The organism is Xenorhabdus doucetiae (genome assembly GCF_000968195.1).
GTDB lineage: Bacteria > Pseudomonadota > Gammaproteobacteria > Enterobacterales > Enterobacteriaceae > Xenorhabdus > Xenorhabdus doucetiae.
Window position 1 is genome coordinate 2481773 of the sequence record NZ_FO704550.1, and the last position, 17478, is coordinate 2499250.

The 17478-nt window shown below is 46.7% G+C and carries 14 protein-coding genes; 9 read left to right on the top strand and 5 right to left on the bottom strand.

Features of this window, described 5'->3' with window-relative positions:
• Positions 1 to 12 precede the first annotated feature (12 nt).
• Together XDD1_RS10805 and XDD1_RS10810 are read right to left on the bottom strand one after the other, a co-directional pair.
• Entirely contained in the window at positions 13 to 699 is a 687-nt protein-coding gene (locus XDD1_RS10805) for a fimbrial biogenesis chaperone (RefSeq protein WP_231854510.1), read from the bottom strand.
• 121 nt (positions 700 to 820) lie between these two features.
• Positions 821 to 1375 carry a fimbrial protein gene (locus XDD1_RS10810; protein WP_167541630.1) on the bottom strand — a complete coding sequence of 185 codons (555 nt, stop codon included), beginning with the start codon at positions 1373 to 1375 and terminating at the stop codon, positions 821 to 823.
• 194 nt (positions 1376 to 1569) lie between these two features.
• Here XDD1_RS10810 and XDD1_RS10815 point away from each other — a divergent pair, with 194 nt between their 5' ends.
• The 3 genes from XDD1_RS10815 (at position 1570) to XDD1_RS10825 (ending at position 3720) form a co-directional block, all read left to right on the top strand.
• A complete protein-coding gene (locus XDD1_RS10815) occupies positions 1570 to 2613 on the top strand; it encodes an IS630 family transposase (protein ID WP_045970488.1) in 1044 nt (347 codons plus the stop codon).
• A gap of 103 nt (positions 2614 to 2716) precedes the next feature.
• Positions 2717 to 3190: a helix-turn-helix domain-containing protein gene (locus tag XDD1_RS10820; protein WP_045968011.1), complete on the top strand. Its 474-nt coding sequence runs from the start codon at positions 2717 to 2719 to the stop codon at positions 3188 to 3190.
• Complete coding sequence (locus tag XDD1_RS10825) at positions 3184 to 3720, top strand: IS630 family transposase (protein ID WP_084720900.1); 537 nt, start codon at positions 3184 to 3186, stop codon at positions 3718 to 3720. The genes XDD1_RS10820 and XDD1_RS10825 overlap by 7 nt, the downstream gene beginning before the upstream one ends.
• A 949-nt stretch (positions 3721 to 4669) precedes the next feature.
• On the opposite strand, the gene flhA is transcribed toward XDD1_RS10825, so the two are convergent.
• From flhA to XDD1_RS10840, 3 genes are all read right to left on the bottom strand, one after another.
• The gene (flhA, locus tag XDD1_RS10830; RefSeq protein WP_045971105.1) at positions 4670 to 6775 is read right to left on the bottom strand and encodes a flagellar biosynthesis protein FlhA; all 2106 of its coding nucleotides are present in this window, start codon (positions 6773 to 6775) and stop codon (positions 4670 to 4672) included.
• A complete protein-coding gene (gene flhB, locus XDD1_RS10835) occupies positions 6768 to 7919 on the bottom strand; it encodes a flagellar biosynthesis protein FlhB (RefSeq protein ID WP_045971106.1) in 1152 nt (383 codons plus the stop codon). Before flhB ends, flhA begins: the two co-directional genes overlap by 8 nt.
• 196 nt (positions 7920 to 8115) lie before the next feature.
• Positions 8116 to 9492 (bottom strand): alanine/glycine:cation symporter family protein, encoded by a 1377-nt coding sequence (locus tag XDD1_RS10840; RefSeq protein ID WP_045971107.1) that lies wholly within the window; start codon positions 9490 to 9492, stop codon positions 8116 to 8118.
• A gap of 402 nt (positions 9493 to 9894) precedes the next feature.
• On the opposite strand from XDD1_RS10840, the gene XDD1_RS10845 reads away from it, so the two are divergent.
• From XDD1_RS10845 to XDD1_RS10865, 6 genes are all read left to right on the top strand, one after another.
• The gene (locus XDD1_RS10845; RefSeq protein ID WP_045971108.1) at positions 9895 to 10473 is read left to right on the top strand and encodes a recombinase family protein; all 579 of its coding nucleotides are present in this window, start codon (positions 9895 to 9897) and stop codon (positions 10471 to 10473) included.
• Positions 10474 to 10814: 341 nt separating this feature from the next.
• Complete coding sequence (locus tag XDD1_RS20215; protein ID WP_269450511.1) at positions 10815 to 11387, top strand: type VI secretion system baseplate subunit TssF; 573 nt, start codon at positions 10815 to 10817, stop codon at positions 11385 to 11387.
• Position 11388: 1 nt separating this feature from the next.
• Positions 11389 to 12567, top strand: coding sequence for a type VI secretion system baseplate subunit TssF (locus tag XDD1_RS10850; RefSeq protein ID WP_269450512.1), 1179 nt, complete (start codon positions 11389 to 11391; stop codon positions 12565 to 12567).
• Between the two features lie 33 nt (positions 12568 to 12600).
• Positions 12601 to 14628, top strand: a complete 2028-nt coding sequence (tssI, locus tag XDD1_RS10855; RefSeq protein ID WP_045971109.1) for a type VI secretion system tip protein TssI/VgrG — start codon at positions 12601 to 12603, stop codon at positions 14626 to 14628.
• On the top strand, positions 14625 to 15407 hold the full coding sequence (locus XDD1_RS10860) for a DUF4123 domain-containing protein (protein WP_052705685.1): 783 nt from the start codon (positions 14625 to 14627) through the stop codon (positions 15405 to 15407). The genes tssI and XDD1_RS10860 overlap by 4 nt, the downstream gene beginning before the upstream one ends.
• Positions 15408 to 15568: 161 nt before the next feature.
• Positions 15569 to 17377: a phospholipase effector Tle1 domain-containing protein gene (locus tag XDD1_RS10865; protein WP_148886084.1), complete on the top strand. Its 1809-nt coding sequence runs from the start codon at positions 15569 to 15571 to the stop codon at positions 17375 to 17377.
• The last annotated feature ends 101 nt before the right edge of the window (positions 17378 to 17478 follow it).

Sequence of the window (17478 nt, forward strand, 5' to 3'; positions counted from 1 at the left end):
GCTGATAGGTTATTACCTAGGTGATAACGTTTGGTATTGAGGCTCAGTGATGCCACCATAATCATTGATGGCTCGCCAAGTAATGGTATGACCAGAGTTTACAGGTAACGGCCATTGCCGGCTGCTGAATGGCGCCACCATACCCGCTTCCGGTATTAAACTGTTCCCAAGCTTGATGTCATAAAAAGAGACATAAAAAGGCGTTGGATTTTGCACAACCAATTGCCCGGCAAGCCGGGAAAAAATAAGTTGTTGATAAGCCGTTGCGGCGAGTTGTGCTGTCAATCCTTCCGGACGATAAAAGAGTTTTATCCGGTTTTTCAGCGAGACCAACAAACGATTGGTTGCTTCTTCTTTCAGGGCAGGAATGGCCTTAACGTTAAGCCAAAAGACCGACTCCCGATCCCGTGGCAATGTGTCATCTGTCAGAATAATTCGCAGACGGTTTTCTTGCTCCCCATCCAGACGAAACAAAGGCGGTGTGACTAAAAATGGCGTTTTGTCACCCGCAGATTCAGCCGTTGGCGTGAACTTATCAACCCAAGACTGAATAAGATAGACCTCTTCGTTGCTGTCATTAATCACGGAAACGGCGACTTCTCGTTGCGAGGCCTCATAGATCACACGGGTGCTACTGAGTGCTATTCCGGCGTGAACAGGGGGAGCGAGAAAAACAGGCAGAAAAAATAACAAGCCCATCAAAAAATGTTTTGACATAACGGTATTGAATCCCTACATAAATGCAAAATAAGGGATATTCCCACCCAATAGGGTGGGAATATGGCAAGCGCGATGAAAAAGAAAATAAAAATGTCAGGCGTTAATTGTATTCTACGGTAAAGCCGGCATAAGCCTGCACTGGACCAGATGTAATATTCGCTGGAGTTTTTGTCGCCACATATTTAGCAATAAATTTTAATGCCTTAGTTGTTTCTCCAGAAGTTAAGGTATCAACTTCTACAGGTACATTTCCTATTTGAATTAGTGAGTTATCTTTTTTCTTATAAATACCAATACCCACGCCCGCTGCTGGTGTGTCCGCAGCGATATTCTTCAGAACCTTTGCATTATCGCCGTCTGTGCTACCCGTAAATTTGACCTTTACTGAAGAACTATTCTTTGATTGGACACTGCATTTACTCAACAAAATATCAAAATCAGTGTCACCTTTAGCATCACCTACGTTTTTAAAATCACCCACACCAACATCAGGCATATTGACATTACCATTACCACTCGCAACCGCAGTCGAACATGTTCCTTTCGTCACTTTACCGCTAAATTTAATATTACCAGTATTATTCATGGCAAATGCGGAAACAGCCATAGCACCCCAGATTGCCACAATGGTCATTGATTTTATTAATAACTTCATTTTTATTCCATTTATATTATGCATGTAAAATCCATCGAAATAAAAATACCTTTCGATAAAAAACCTAGAAATGTTAACAACAAATCCAACATAAATAGGTTTTCAAAATAGTAGATCACTTGAAGGGAACTCAGTCCGATTTTCGCGATCTGATTAATCGCCAAATCAAAACAAATCCCAAAATGGACTGAGTCATGCCAATCATAACATCAATACCCCGAAATGAACGACGTCAAATGAAAAAAGCTATCCAGAAAACCCGGGATAAGAACTATGCACGTCGCCTCACCGCGCTCTTGATGTTGCATGAAGGGAGTACGGTTTCTCACGTTTCCAGAACGCTTCACTGTTCACGTTCTTCAGTTAATCGTTGGGTAAATTGGTTAACATTATACGGGTTGGAAGGGCTTAAAAGCCTCCCTGCGGGAAGGCCTGCCATCTGGAATTTAGCCCCGCTTCTCTCCGTCATTTCTTTCTTATTACAGCACTCTCCACAACATCTTGGCTATCTCCGTTCACGATGGAGCCTTGAACTGATTACACTTAAAATCAATGAGATACTGAATATATCGCTCTCTCAAAGTACACTCTATCGCTACTTTTGTCGGGCGGGCATCGTTTGGCGAAGGGCGGCGCCAACCTTAAAATTACCTGACCCTGAGTATGATGAAAAAATGGCCAAAATCAGCGAGGCGTTATCCAATGCCTCAGGGAAACATCCTGTCTTATATGAGGATGAAGTGGACATCAACCTTAACCCGAAAATCGGTGCAGACTGGTGCTTCAAAGGACAGCAAAAGCGTGTTGTTACCCCCGGAAAGAACCAAAAACACTACCTTGCGGGTTGCCTCAATGCGAAAACGAAAGAAATCACGTATGTCGGTGGCTTGAGAAAGAACTCAGATTTATTTATCAAATTGTTAGATGAAATTAATCATCAATATACCAGTGCCAAGACAATCACGTTAATTTTAGATAACTATTGCATTCATAAGAGCCGGAAGGTCAGGGTTTGGCTGGCAAAAAATCCCCAATTTAACCTTCTCTTTTTACCGTCCTATTCCCCGTGGTTGAATAAAATTGAACGTCTATGGCAATCCTTGCATGAAACCGTGACACGAAACCACTGCTGCCAATTTATGTGGCAGTTGCTTCACCATGTCAAAATCTTCATGGAAACCGCTTCCTTACAACAGCAGAAACCGGGGATGAGAAAAATGGGTGTATCACAATTATGAAAACCTATTTATTCTATTTTTAAATTTAATAAGTTAATCAGATAAACTATCTGCATTACTGTTACAATCGATAACACGATAACCTGATTTTCTGCCTGTCCTTATGAAATCGAAGATAATACTTTCTGAGCCTGAACGAATAACATTGCAACAACTCGCTTTGAATCATCCCCACCGGGATATCCGTACGCGAGGAACGGGTTTGCTCATGCTTGCCAGAGGGAGCAAGCCGTCCCAGATCACCGCTGAAATAGGATGCAGTCTCCGGGTTATCTATAATTGGGTTCACATGTGGCACAATTCAGGGATAGCGGGATTATTAGGCGGTCATGCTGGAGGCCGGTATCTCGCTATGACGCCTGAAATGATTGCCACTGCGGTCGAAGCTGCCTGTGCAGAGTCCCTAACTCTCGCACGGATAGCCCAGTGCGTTGAGGCAAAGCATGGGCCCCTGCCTTGTACGCTTGAAACGCTGGCAAATACCCTGAAAAAGCAGGGGCTCACCTATAAACGCACCCGTCTATCGCTTAAAAAAAGCGCAACGAAACGGAGTTTGCTAACAAATCCGCCTTGCTGAATAAAATTAAGGCTGGAGCACAGTTAGGCCATTACCGTTTGGTCTATTTTGATGAGGCGGGTTTTGCCGCATCTCCTCCGGTGCAATATGGATGGAGTCCACGGGGTAAGCCCCATGAAACTGAGCCTCAAGAGCATGACAGGCGGTCAGTTCTGGGGGCGTTAAATTACACGGATAACACGCTGTTTTACCAGACAACGTCAGGCAGTATCACGCGAGATGACGTGATTGATTTTTTAGAGCAGCTCGCCCAACAAGGGGACAACCGCCTGACATTTTTAGTGTTGGATAATGCGCGTATCCATCACGGGATTGAAGAAAAAATCAGAAATAGCTGGTTACGAGAACACAACCTGTTTTTATTCTACCTTCCCGCCTACAGCCCAGAGCTGAATTTGATTGAAATCGTCTGGAAACAAGCCAAATACCATTGGCGACGTTTTATCACTTGGACTCAGGAGACAATGGAGAATGAATTAAATACGTTATTGGGCGGTTATGGTAACCAATTTGCAATTAATTTCTCTTGAGTACTTAACTATAATTTCTTGCGTCAGGTATTTTTAATAAATATATCTCCAATAATTGAAATAGTATTGGAGATATATTTATTTCTATACACACTTTACCCAAATATCAGTCTAATTATTTGTTATTTTTTCCTTCAATACCTATAGTTGTATAGGTATAAAAATTAACAAATCAGCTTTTGGTTGAAAAGCGATCATTTCGTTATAAATATGTTATTTGGATACTGCGAAGAGAGAATATTCCTGTCTAAAAAAACATAAAATTGGCCTCCATACCTCATATTTTTATAGTAAATTTCACTTATATCAATAGATTATATGATCCAGAATAATAAAATCCATATTATCAAGGGCGCAAAGATACACTAACTCATTTTGTCATTAAAATTGTTATTAACTATTTATTAGTGATTATCAATAGTTAAAACCTATTAAAGTGCATATTTCTATCGTCACATACTGCCAACCACTCAAGATTTTTGATTTTTAGCTCAAATAGCAAGCACAATGAATTGATTACCTCTCCGCCGCGTGGGGAGATAATAGGCTGCTTTCATCTTGCGGGCTGAAACTTGAAGTTTATAGGGTATTAATTGTTTTAATATGCTGATAATTAAATTATTAATTATCAGAATAAATGGTTATACATTTATTTAAGCCTTATCTCTGATAAACACCCTATAATGGTTATTATTTATTGACAGGATGAATTTATCACCAAAATAAAAAATCGACTACTATATATTCATATAAAAAATAGTTAAGGCTTATGCCATTGATTTTATTTATGAGCTTAATCATTAAAATTGATATGACTTGGTTTATAAACGTCAAGAAATTATTTTCAGGAGGATAAAAACTGGAAAAAATAACTGAAGAAGATTAACTAAACGTGATTAATCGACAATAAGGTGATCATCTAAACGATCACCTTATTTCATTACCAATATTACCTCGCACCACCAATCGTTGCCGTCATTCTGATTTGACGGTTATCGGTGATTTCAAGGTTGGACAGGACAACCAACCGAGGTAATACACGACGCAAGAAACGAGACAACAGTGGACGAAGCGCATGGTTGACCAATAAGACCGGCGGAGCGCCCAACATTTCCTGACGCTCCAAGGCTTCTGCCGCTTGGCGTTCCAGACTTTCGGCCAGCCCCGGCTCTAATCCACCACCATTTTGCAGCGCTTGCAGCAACAATCTTTCTAATCCGGCATCCAAGCCAATGACGTTGATTTCATCCGCCGCACCCGGGAACCATTGTTGGGCAATCGCCCTGCCCAGTGCAATTCGGATCATGGCGGTCAATTCATAAGGGTCTTTCTGCACCGGCGCATGTTCTGCCAGTGTTTCAATAATCGTCCGCATATCGCGGATCGGTACTTGTTCCGCCAGCAAGTTTTGCAGAACTTTATGCAGCGTTGTCAGGCTGACCACATCAGGAATAAAATCTTCCGTCAGCTTCGGCATCTCCTGACTGACGCGCTCAAACAATTGCTGTGCTTCCTGTCTGCCAAACAGTTCGCTGGAATGCTGGGACAGCAAGTGGTTCAAGTGCGTGGCAACAACGGTACTGGCCGCCACGACGGTATAACCTTGCACTTGTGCCTGTTCCCTTAAGCTGTCATCAATCCAGACCGCCGCCAGACCAAAGGCGGGATCGGTCGTCAAGTCACCTTGCAATTCACCGATGGCACCGCCCGGATTAATCGCTAACCAACGCCCCGGATGGGCTTCACCACGACCAATTTCGACGCCTTTCATCATGATACGGTAACTGGCGGGAGCTAATTCCAGATTGTCACGAATATGCACAACAGGTGGCAGATAGCCCACTTCTTGCGCAAATTTTTTACGAATGCCGCTGATACGGCCGAGTAATTCGCCGTCCTGACGGAAATCCACCATGGGGATTAAACGATAACCCACTTCCATGCCCAATGGATCTTCCAGTTGTACATCAGACCATGAGGCTTCCGCGGTTTGTTGCTGCTCTTCCACCGCTTTCATCTCTTCATGTTGTACCATCAGCGGATTTTTCTCCTTACGCAAGAGGAAATAGCCCGCCCCTGCTAAAGCAGCCGTAAATAACAGAAAGACGAAATTGGGCATGCCCGGCACTAAACCAAGCAGACCAAGGACACCCGCGCTCAACATCATGACCTTGGGGTTGTTGAAAAGCTGGTTAACCATTTGCTGACCGACATCTTCATCCGTCGCGACGCGGGTAACGATCACCCCCGCTGCCGTGGAGATGATTAATGCCGGCAACTGGGCAACCAATCCGTCACCGATAGTCAGCAGGGTGTAGGCTTCTGCGGCATCCCCCAGAGACAAACCGTGTTGGGCAACACCCACGATAAGCCCACCGACGACATTGATCACCAATATCATCAAGCCGGCAATCGCATCACCGCGCACGAATTTACTGGCACCGTCCATTGAGCCGTAAAAATCCGCCTCTTGTGTCACCTCGGCACGACGTTTTTTGGCTTCATCTTCGCCGATCAATCCCGCGTTCAAATCAGCATCAATCGCCATTTGTTTACCGGGCATACCATCCAATACAAAACGCGCGCCGACTTCGGCAATACGTCCTGCACCTTTGGTAATGACCATAAAGTTAATCAGGATCAAGATCACGAACACCACGATACCGATCGCGAAATTACCGCCGACCAAAAAGTGACCAAAAGCTTCCACCACTTGCCCTGCCGCAGCCGACCCGGTGTGTCCTTCCATCAGGATAATTCGGGTGGAGGCGACGTTAAGTGATAAACGCAATAAGGTTGAGAACAACAAAATGGTCGGGAATGCGGCAAAATCCAGCGTTCGGCGGGTGAACATGGCTACCAGCAACACCATGATGGACAGCGCGATGTTGAAAGTGAACAGGAGATCGAGCAGAAATGGGGGTAACGGCAGTACCATCATCGACAAGATCATCAGGATCAGAACCGGCCCCGCCAGTATTTGCCACTGGGTGCCTTTCATATTTCCCGGTAAACGATTTCCCAATAAATGAAAAAATGAGGCTAAATTAGCCATGACGATTATTTTCTCCAGCAAAATCCAGTGCTGGCGGCACTGGCAGATTTTCAGGTTTTTTCGGTTTCAGGCCACCTTCCTGTTTCCAACGTTTCAATTGGTAAACCCAGGCAAGCACTTCTGCGACAGCCGCATAAAGCGCCGCAGGAATAAAGCCGCCGACCTCAGCATGGCGAAACAATGCCCTTGCCAATGGTGGCGCTTCCAGTAATGGAATGCGATTTTCCGCACCCATCTCTTTGATGCGCAAGGCAATGAGTCCCGCCCCTTTTGCCAACACTTTGGGGGCACTCATTTTTTTGCTGTCATACTGCAAGGCAACGGCGTAATGCGTCGGGTTGGTGACGATGACATCCGCTTTCGGCACATCCGCCATCATGCGCTTACGCGCAGCCGCCCGCTGTTGTTGACGAATTCTTGCCTTTACATGGGGGTCCCCTTCTTGCTCCTTAAATTCATCCTTGATCTCCTGACGGGTCATTCTCAGTTTTTTCAGGTGGCTGCGGATTTGATAAAGCACGTCAAACGCCACCATAGGTATCAACATAAATAAGACGATATAGCCGGCAAAAATCAGCATCATCATGGCATCGCTCAACGCGATCAGCGGATGCTGGGCTGTCAGGTTGAGCATGGCAGGCCAATTATGCCAGATAAACAGGGCCGCACCGCCGCCCACCAGCGACGCCTTCAAAATGGCTTTGAACAGTTCTGCCAGCGCATTCATGGAGAAGATTTTCTTCAGGCCAGAGATAGGATTTAGTTTAGCTAAGTCAAATTTGATGGATTTTGAGCTGAATATCAGCCCGCCCATCAACGCGGGCGCACTGAGGGCAATCAAGACCAATCCGATAAAAACCGGCAATAATGCCCAAACGGCCTGTTTCAGTAATCGGCCGGCTTGTTGCACCATCTGTTTATCGTTACTGACCATGTTATGGTCGAAGTTGAATCCTTCAAATACCATCAGGGAAAGTTCATGAGTGATAGATTGTCCGCTCATCCAGAGCAGACTGACGCCTCCCGCCAACATCAGGATTGAGGTGAGTTCCTTGGAACGCGCAATTTGCCCCTCTTTGCGAGCCTTCTCCCGTTTATGGGGCGTGGGTTCTTCGGTTTTTTCGAGATCGCTATCTTCAGCCACGGCTTTCCTTGGTGAGCGTTCGTGATGTCATGCAGAAAATTTGTCTTTAGGGAAAAACAAATAAAATTGTGTTAAGCATGACAAAAGCCCAGAAATTTAATGGCGGGAACACTGCGAAATTTGCGGGGGTATTTGAGGCATTATAATCGCGATCGTGAATGGAGATGGCTGTTATCAGCCATCTCCGTGTGTTTGTTTAATCCGTTTTAACGGGTGCCTTAATATCAATACTATCGGCATTCACATCACGGATATGATCTTTGGTCAAACGATAGACAACCGGGCTGAGAAAGGCGATCGCTATCAGGTTGGGGATCGCCATCATGGCATTGAGGGTATCCGCCAGCAACCAGACAAAGGTCAATGACTGAGTGGCACCAATCGGCAATGCGATAACCCAGGCGATACGAAAAGGCACGATGGCTTTTGGCCCCAGCAAATATTGAATACATTTTTCACCGTAGAAACTCCAGCCCAAAATGGTGGTGAAGGCGAAAATCGCCAAGGCAACCGCAACAATATAGTTACCTCCGGGGATCACGGCTGAGAAAGACGCCGCGGTCAATGTTGCGCCTGTTTGACCGGTCAGCCAGCCACCCGTAATGACAATGGTCAAGCCCGTCACGGAGCAAACAATAATCGTATCAATAAAGGTACCCAGCATGGCAATCAGACCCTGCCGAATGGGGTTTTGGGTTTTTGCCGCTGCGTGAGCAATAGGTGCACTTCCCATCCCCGCTTCGTTAGAGAATACACCACGGGCAATCCCAAAACGGATCGCCGCCCATACTGCGGCACCGGCAAATCCCCCTTGTGCGGCAACGGGAGTGAACGCGGATTTAATGATTAAAGCCAATGCGTCGGGAATGGCGGTAAAATTGAGGGCCAGAACGATAACGCCTGCCCCAAAGTAACCGACCGTCATAACCGGCACTAATTTACCGGCCACATCAGAAATACGCTTGATGCCACCAATCAGGACGGCACCAACCAAAATGATCAAGATCCCGGCGGTGATGGTTTTTTCAATGCCAAAGTTACTTTGCAATACGTCCGCAACGGAGTTGGCTTGCACCGTATTGCCAATACCAAAACCGGCAATACTACCGAAAAAGGCGAACAGTGTTCCCAGCCAAACCCATTTTTTCCCCAAGCCATTTTTGATGTAATACATCGGGCCGCCAACGTAATTACCCTTTTTATCGGTTTCACGGAAACGTACCGCCAGCACCGCTTCTGAATATTTCGTCGCCATGCCCACCAGCGCGGTCATCCACATCCAGAACATGGCACCCGGCCCGCCCATTACGATGGCGGTCGCCACGCCGGCGATATTTCCAGTCCCGATTGTCGCTGACAAGGCTGTCATTAATGCGTTAAACGGCGAAATTTGACCTTCACCCCGTTGTTCATTTTTTTGGAAAAGTAATTTGAATCCCATGCCTAATTTACGGATCGGTAAAAAAGACAAACGGATCTGCATGAAGATACCAATACCCAAAAGCCCAATTAGCATGGGAACGCCCCATACTACCCCATTTAGTGCAGCTAACCATTGTGTAACCAGTTCCATAGACACCCTCGGCATTTAATGCAACAAATTGGCAACAAAATTATTTCAATTAAATAAAGAGCATTTTGGGAAAATAAGCGAGGATTAATTGAGTATCTTTAGCAAGAAAAAATTGATACTGTGAGTTGAGTCACTCGTTTGGGTTACTCTTTATCAATTCTGTTGATAATAATTCTTCTCACATCACTTATTCTGATATTTCCCCACCGAAAACAAATTTTTATCTCGATATAAATCGAATTAAAGGTTTTTTATAGTAAATAAATCGGTATTATGCCTAAATATACCCCATAGACTTCAAAGTGCCGCTCGCAAGACGAAAGCAACTTATTCTCTTCCCGCAGCACGGGAAGATACGTATGACGAGTACAAATAGTTTCAAGAGTAGCTAAAGGATCCTCAGTGACAAGAGTAGGTTACATCAGAGTGTCAACCAATGACCAAAATAGCGATTTACAAAGAAACGCATTAGTCAGTATTGATTGTGAGCTGATTTTTGAAGATAAGATCAGCGGGAAAACCGCTAATCGTCCGGGGTTAAAACGCGCTTTAAAGCATCTTAAGTCCGGCGATACCTTGGTGGTTTGGAAATTGGATCGGCTGGGACGCAGTGTGAAGAATCTGGTCACACTGATTTCAGAACTGCATGAACGTGGCATTCATTTTCAAAGCCTGACCGACAGTATTGACACCAGTACGGCAATGGGGCGGTTTTTCTTTCATGTGATGAGTGCGCTGGCTGAAATGGAACGCGAACTGATTGTGGAAAGAACCAATGCAGGTCTGGCCGCCGCACGGGAACAGGGGCGAATTGGCGGGCGGCCGGTGGTGTTTACTGAGGAAGCCCGGCAACAAGCCGCCAGATTACTGAATAAAGGGCATAGCCGGAAGCAGTTGTCGATTATTTATAACGTGTCGTTGTCAACGATTTATAAATATTTACCCGTGGGGAAAGAGGTTAGTAGTACATGCTGCAATTAATGGCCTTATGCTGTTTTCCCACGGTAAAGCCATTTAAAATGTTTGGCTAACCGGCCTCTGATGCATGCTTTTTTAATAAAGCCGGTTTCATCCACAATGAGCACCCTGTGTTTATCGCCCAAGGAAGTGTTAACACGTTTGCCTTTGTCCCCATCGCCACTCTGGTGATTACAGCCCTCCATTAAGACTTCTCCCAAATCATAAAAAATGTGAATTTAATCAATATTTACAATCAATGAATGAGAGTGATAAATCATATTTATTTATAGCTAATTGATTTTATTTAAACTTTACTCACAATATGCCGATTAATTACCCATCAATACATTAGAGAAAGATAGATGAAAAACAACAAGGAATCGCTGTACCTGCAAGAACGCGCTTACCTGCGGGAACTGGCACAGCGCGTAGCAAAAACGTCGCCCCATTTAACGGATTTTCTGGTCACCGCCCATGACCCGGATATTCAACGCCTCTTCGAGGCCTTCGCGCTGCTGATCGCCCGCTTACGGGATAAACTGGAGGATGATTTTCCCGAAATTACCCACGGCATTCTGTCCCGTATCTGGCCGTTAGCGTTATGTCCGATTCCGCCCACCACGATAGTGCAATTTTTCCCCACTGATGGCGAACATCAGGGCGCTGCGGATATCCCCAAAAGCACTTCTGTTTCTGCCCAGGTGGACGGGCAGCTGCTCAGTTTTAAAACCTGCCGCCCTTTGCATATTGAGCCTTTGGTTGTGCGGGATCGCACGGTGAAAAAAACCGGCACCCACAGCGAAATCATCCTGACCCTTTGCCAGACGGGCAGTGTTTCACCGATCTGGCAAAGTGGGACGCTCTCTTTTTTCCTCGGTACGGATACCGAACGCGCGGCACAGCTCAGCCTGTGGCTGGATCAGCATATCCTGTGAAATGCGCCTGAGGGCACAGGGTGAACAGCGCAGGCTGAACTGCTTTCCTTATGGCTGGCATGATTTACTGGATAATCCCATCCTGCCGATGGAAAAAAGCCCCTACATCGGCCTGCAAACGCTGGTGGAATATTATGCGCTGCCCCAGCTGTATAACTTTGTCACCCTTGATATCGGCCGTTACTACGCGGAAATCCCGCTCAACGCGGACGGCACTTTTGAGCTGATTTTTCGTTTTGAAGGCGAACTGCCGCTGGATGAGGTCGGTGATGCTTTTATGCTGGGCTGTGTGCCGGCCATTCACCTGGAAAACCGGCTCAGCCCGCCCATTCCGCTGAGTACCGGAAATAACACTTATCCCCTGCCGCTGGGCGAGGCGGTAAAACTGTTCCGGTTACGGGATATTCAGGCGGTTCAGCAGCCCGGGGAGGATGTACAACGGGGCACGCCTTACCGCTATTTGCCGATAGAGCAGTTTACACCCGCCGCGGATCTGCTGGCCGGGGAAGAACCGGATTATTTTTATTACCAGCTTCGCACCGAGCGTGATTTGCTGGATCGCATTCAGCACTCATTGCATTTTTTTGACCTGACGGGCAAACCGGCCCGCAACTTGCCTGAACTGACTGTCGCCTGCAATTTCACCGGCTACCATGAACCCGCAATGGCACTGGCGCAGGGCGCTATCACGGTGATGCAGGAAGGTGCGCCTTCGCATCTCAGTGTGCACAATATTACGCCAGTAACCACCGATTACCCGCCGATGTTGCAGGATAATTCCGGCTGGCCGCTGCTTTCCTGCCTCGCCAGCCCGCCTGTTTTATTGTTTACCACCGAAGGGATGCCGCATTTTCTCCGCCTGTTTGACTATTATGCCGAATTTAATCGCCCCCTGAGCCGCCATATCCAGCGGCATATCGACGGCATTATGCAGGTGGAAGAGAGCCTGATCGACCGGTTGAAACTGGGCCGTCCTATTCGCGGGCGTCTGCTGTCACTGATCCTGAACCCCGACTGCTACGCCAATCCGGGGGAAATGTACCGTTTCTGCCGGTTAATCAATCAAGCCATGGCCTGTTTTGTCAGCCAGTCCACCTTCGTCAAGCTGGAAGTGTCTACCCCGAACCAAAAAACGCGTTGGCAATTCAACGAAGTCTATGGGACACGCATGGAAATGTAATTCGTCAGGAATAATCACAAGGAGCAAAATAGGATGAATATCATGAACGGGTTAACGGCGGCCAAAAGCGGATTACGCTTTACGTTTCAGATAGCCGGCCTGCCTGAAACCGCCTTTGCCGTAGGGGAATTTTCCCTTCAGGAAGGGTTATCTGAACTGTTTACCCTCAACCTGACACTGGTTCAGTCCCTGCCTGACAACCCTTTTCGGCCAAAGCCAGAAATTGATTTAACCGCGCTGCTAATGCAGGAAGCGGTGTTACAAGTGTTTAACGGCACAACGCTGCAACGCAAAATTACCGGCATCGTCTCCCATGCGGACTGGGCAGGTACCGACGGCAATAAAACGCTTTATACCGTGACGGTTCGGCCTGCGCTCTGGCGCCTGACGCTCAATCAGGACAGCCGGATTTTCCATCAGCAAAATGTGCCTGCCATCCTGAACAGCCTGTTGAAAAAGCATAAAGTCCGCGCCGATTCGAAACTCTACGATCCCCATCAGGACCGGGAATATGTGACCCAGAAGCGGGAATCGGACTATGGGTTTTTCAGCCGTCTGGCCGCGGAAGAAGGCATCAGCTTCTGGTTTGAGGATGAAACGCTGTTTTTCAGCGACAGCCATCTGGGAATGACCGCGGGGCTGCCGCTGCTTTACCAGCCGCAGCCGGAAACCGCCCACGGCATAGATACGATTTATCAGGTGCGGCTGGGCGTCGGGATGAGTCCACAACGCAGTTTTCATAAAGACTTCAACCCGGAGAACCCGCGCTATCACCTCTCTCATATGCAGAGCAGTGAAGGCTTTCGCGATTTTGGCAGCCAAACGCCGTATACCATATTTGAAAGTTACGGGCGTTTTCAGAAAGATGCCGCCGCCAAACCGTTTCTCAAATACCGCCATGAAGCACTGGATAACCAGAAAAAAACCGGCAGCGGCAACAGTAACTGCATCAAACTGATGCCCGGCAAAATCTTTGAGATCAAAAGTCACCCGCACGCCCCGCTGAATGCCCGCTGGCAGGTGGTCGGTATCAGCCACCACGGGCGTTGCCCGCAGGCGCTGGGCGATAACAGTGGTGAAGGTACCACCCTCAGCAACCATTTCAGTTTTATCGACGGCCTTGCCGACTGGCGTCCCCCGTTCCACTACAAACCGCTGGCCGATGGCGATGAAACGGCGATGGTGGTCGGGCCGGAAGGGGAAGAGATTTTCGTCAATAAAGACGGTGCGATTAAAGTCCATTTTCACTGGAACCGCTATGACCAAGCCGATGACGGCGCTTCCTGCTGGGTACGCGTGGCACAAGGCTGGAACGGCAACGGCTTTGGTTTTATGGCGATCCCGCGTATCGGGCAAGAAGTGATTATTTCCTATCTCAACGGGGATATTGACCGGCCAATCGTCACCGGCTGTGTTTACAACGGCCTGAATCGCCCGCCGCTGGACTTGCCTGCTGAGAAAACCCGCACGACCTTCAAGACCAAGACACACAAGGGCAAGGGCTTTAATGAGCTGCGGTTTGAGGATGCGAAAGGCAGTGAAGAAGTTTATATCCACGGCCAGAAAGATTTGACTGCCCATATCGAAAACGATGCGTACTGGCATATCAAACATGACCAGAAACAACGCATTGACAACAACCGTTACCACGATATCCGCGCTGATGACCATCATCAGGTCGCCGGTTCGCGCAAAATCACCACCGAAGGCGATGTCTCCCACCGGATTGCGGGCAGCCAGCATATCCAGACCGGCGACGCCACCGTGATTGACAGCGGACAGGAAATCCACCTGAAAAGCGGCGGTAAGGTGGTGCTGGAAGCGGCGGCAGAAATCACCCTGAAAGTGGGCGGCAGTTTTCTGAAAGTCACTCCGGGCGGGATTTTGTCTTCACCAATGAATGTCGGACAGGGTTCAGGCGGCAGCGGGCGCGGGATTTCTTTGCTGCTGCCGGACGGGGTGGAGCCATTACCGGAGGTGGAATTTGCCGCCCAACCGGCCTGTGCCATTCTCGCACAGCAAGAAGAAAATTGGATTATCACAGGAGCAGAAGAAGCATGATGGAACCGACCGATTGGAAAAGCTGGCTGTCACATCAAGACAGAGGGGAGTGTTATTTTCTGGTCAACAGTTTGGCGAAGCCGAACCCCGTCCAGACCTTTTATCTCAATGGCTGGACAGAGCAGGCGTTCCCACTCTACAGCGGTACCCCGATGAACGACCTGCTGGCACAAAGCCCGTGGCTGATCCAACCCAAAGCAAAATGCCTGCCGGAACTGGCTCTGTTGCTGGATAAACACGAATTCAGCGATTCCAGTTGGGGTTGGGCATACCGGAGCACGTTGCCGTGGTCATTTCAGTTAGAGCACTGGCGGTTACATCAGCAGGTTTTACTGCGCGGGCAAGTGGTGGTTTTGCGTCTGATGGATAACCGCATTTTCACGACCCTGCTGCCCGCCCTGCAACCGGGTGACTGGCGTGAACTCTTAACACCAATTAACGAATTGATGATAGATACGCCCTCCCCGTGTTGTTATTACCGACCAGAAAATTGCCCTCAGGAACTGGCAGAGAATTTATTTGTGCTGGGTGATCACCTGATTGAAGCGCGTTACTCAACCGATACCACCCTCAAAAATCTGGCTTATGCCTTAAGTTGTCAACTTTGGGAGGAAAACCCCGAATTGGCGCTCAAACTGGATGAACCGGAAGGACAATTGCAGAGCAGCCTTGTGGCGTGGCTGAAACAGGCGAGAGATGAAAAACATAACCTGAACAAACTCACTGCTGAACATTTTATGACCGATAACCCACAGGTTGTACTTAACAAAGAAATTTAAGTTGAATTAAGGAAGAAAAGAATGAGTCAGTTAGAACCGACGGATTGCATTGATTGCCAAAAGATACTGAAACACTGGGTTGAATTTCAATTAGTTGATGAAGAAGGTGAGCCTTTGTCAGGAATGCCTTATAATTGACAAGCCGAGGGAATAAAAGCATTGTGCGAACGGGTACCACAGATGGGAACGGCTTATTACGTGAAGAAGATCTTCCCCCCATGCCAGTGACGCTATCTGTTACAGCACAGCCTCTTGCCGATGAAATAGTTAAACGAATTCCTCGTCAGCAAACTGGCGAAGCCAATTCCCCTGTTAAGCCAACGGCTATATTGGACGGGCATGAATACCAATATATTACGTTGGGTATGCTCAGTGATGCTTATCCTAAGATTAAAGGCTGGCAAGAAGATGAATTGAAATTATCTGAACACTTTAAAAATTCGACATTAAAAGGTTTCAGCACATCTCAACTTAAACGAAAGCATGTGTTGGAAATACAGGTAATTGAAAGTGGTATTAATTTGACGATTGGCGTCTTTTTTGATGGAACGGGGAACAATGTGGATAATACCAACGAACGTCTCTGTGCCATAACAGAGGATGGGTTTCCTTCAGAACAGCCTAATGATCCTAACTGCTCATTCAGCAAATATGGAGCACCCGGTGATGTCTGGCGGCTAAGTTACGATAATTATTACACTAATGTGGTTTTCTTATACAAAATTTATAGGGCAAATGAAATTAGTGAAGGAAATCATCAAATTAAAGTATATGTTGATGGGGTTGGCACTCAGGCAGGTGAATCTGATAGTGTCGTTGGATATGGAACAGGAAGAGGCGATACGGGTGTTGTCACTAAAACGGATATTGGAATACAAAAAATAAAAAGTGAACTTACGGAATTTTTGAAAGAAACAAAGGATAATATCCGATCACTACAGTTCGATATTATTGGCTTTAGTCGAGGGGCTGCATCATCCCGCCATTTTGCTAACCGTGTGTTGAAACAAGATGATGATTTATTAAAGGTACTTAATGAGTGTTTTGCTGATCATCGTTATCTGGAAAAATCAACCAACCCTACAGGCAAGACTCGTTTTTTAGGTATTTATGACACTGTTACTGCAATTGCTGAAATGAACAATCTGCTCAACCCTCATAATTCTTCTGTGACGGGACCTGCTAATATATTTTTATCTCCTGATATTGCAAAAAGTGTTTTCCATATTACAGCGCAGAATGAATGCCGTTATAATTTCTCCTTAAACAGTGTAAAACCTCACTGGCCTGAACTTGAGCTGCCCGGTGCACATGCGGATGTTGGCGGCGGATATGAGCCTGTGAGTGATGAAAATTTATGTATCACCCGACCGAAAATGATGCAAGTATCAGGGGTTGGAGTACCTCCAGATAGTCATCTTCATGTTTATAAAAATGCTCAAAAAGAGTTGTCTCAGCTAAAAAAATCCCCGACCATTGGTTCATTAATCACAGATGAAAATACCAGGCTCATCACATGGCGCGATGACAGTTCAGAATATTCCAGGCGATCGGGTTCAACCAATGTAACGGCGGCGGCCGTTCTTACTCGTACCATCAAAAATGATTGGTCCAAAACGGGTATGCTGGTCATGCAAGATGCTGCCCAAGAAGCGGGATTGGTTTTTAATAAGCCAAGCGATAAAGATAGTAATTATCAACTTCCGGCGGAGCTTCAGGCCATAACAGAAAAAGCGATTGCTCAGGGGAGGGCTATCAGGCAGGGGCAGAAACCTGAGCCTTTTACTCAGGAAGAACTGACATTAATATGGTCTAAATATAGTCACTTTTCAGCAAACTGGAACAATGCGAAAACAAAAGATAATAGCATCCAAGGTGATGTTCTTCCAGCAGAAATTGCGTATGCGAATCGTCCTAATAGTGATTGGCGTAGAACTATTTTTGATAATAATGGCAAGGATATTTCATAGTGAGAAACAACAATACATTAGTTTTGTTACTTTGCTCAGGCATGATATTTGGGTTAACTGCCTGTCAGTCGTATCCGTCAGTGTCCTATTCATCAGGAAAG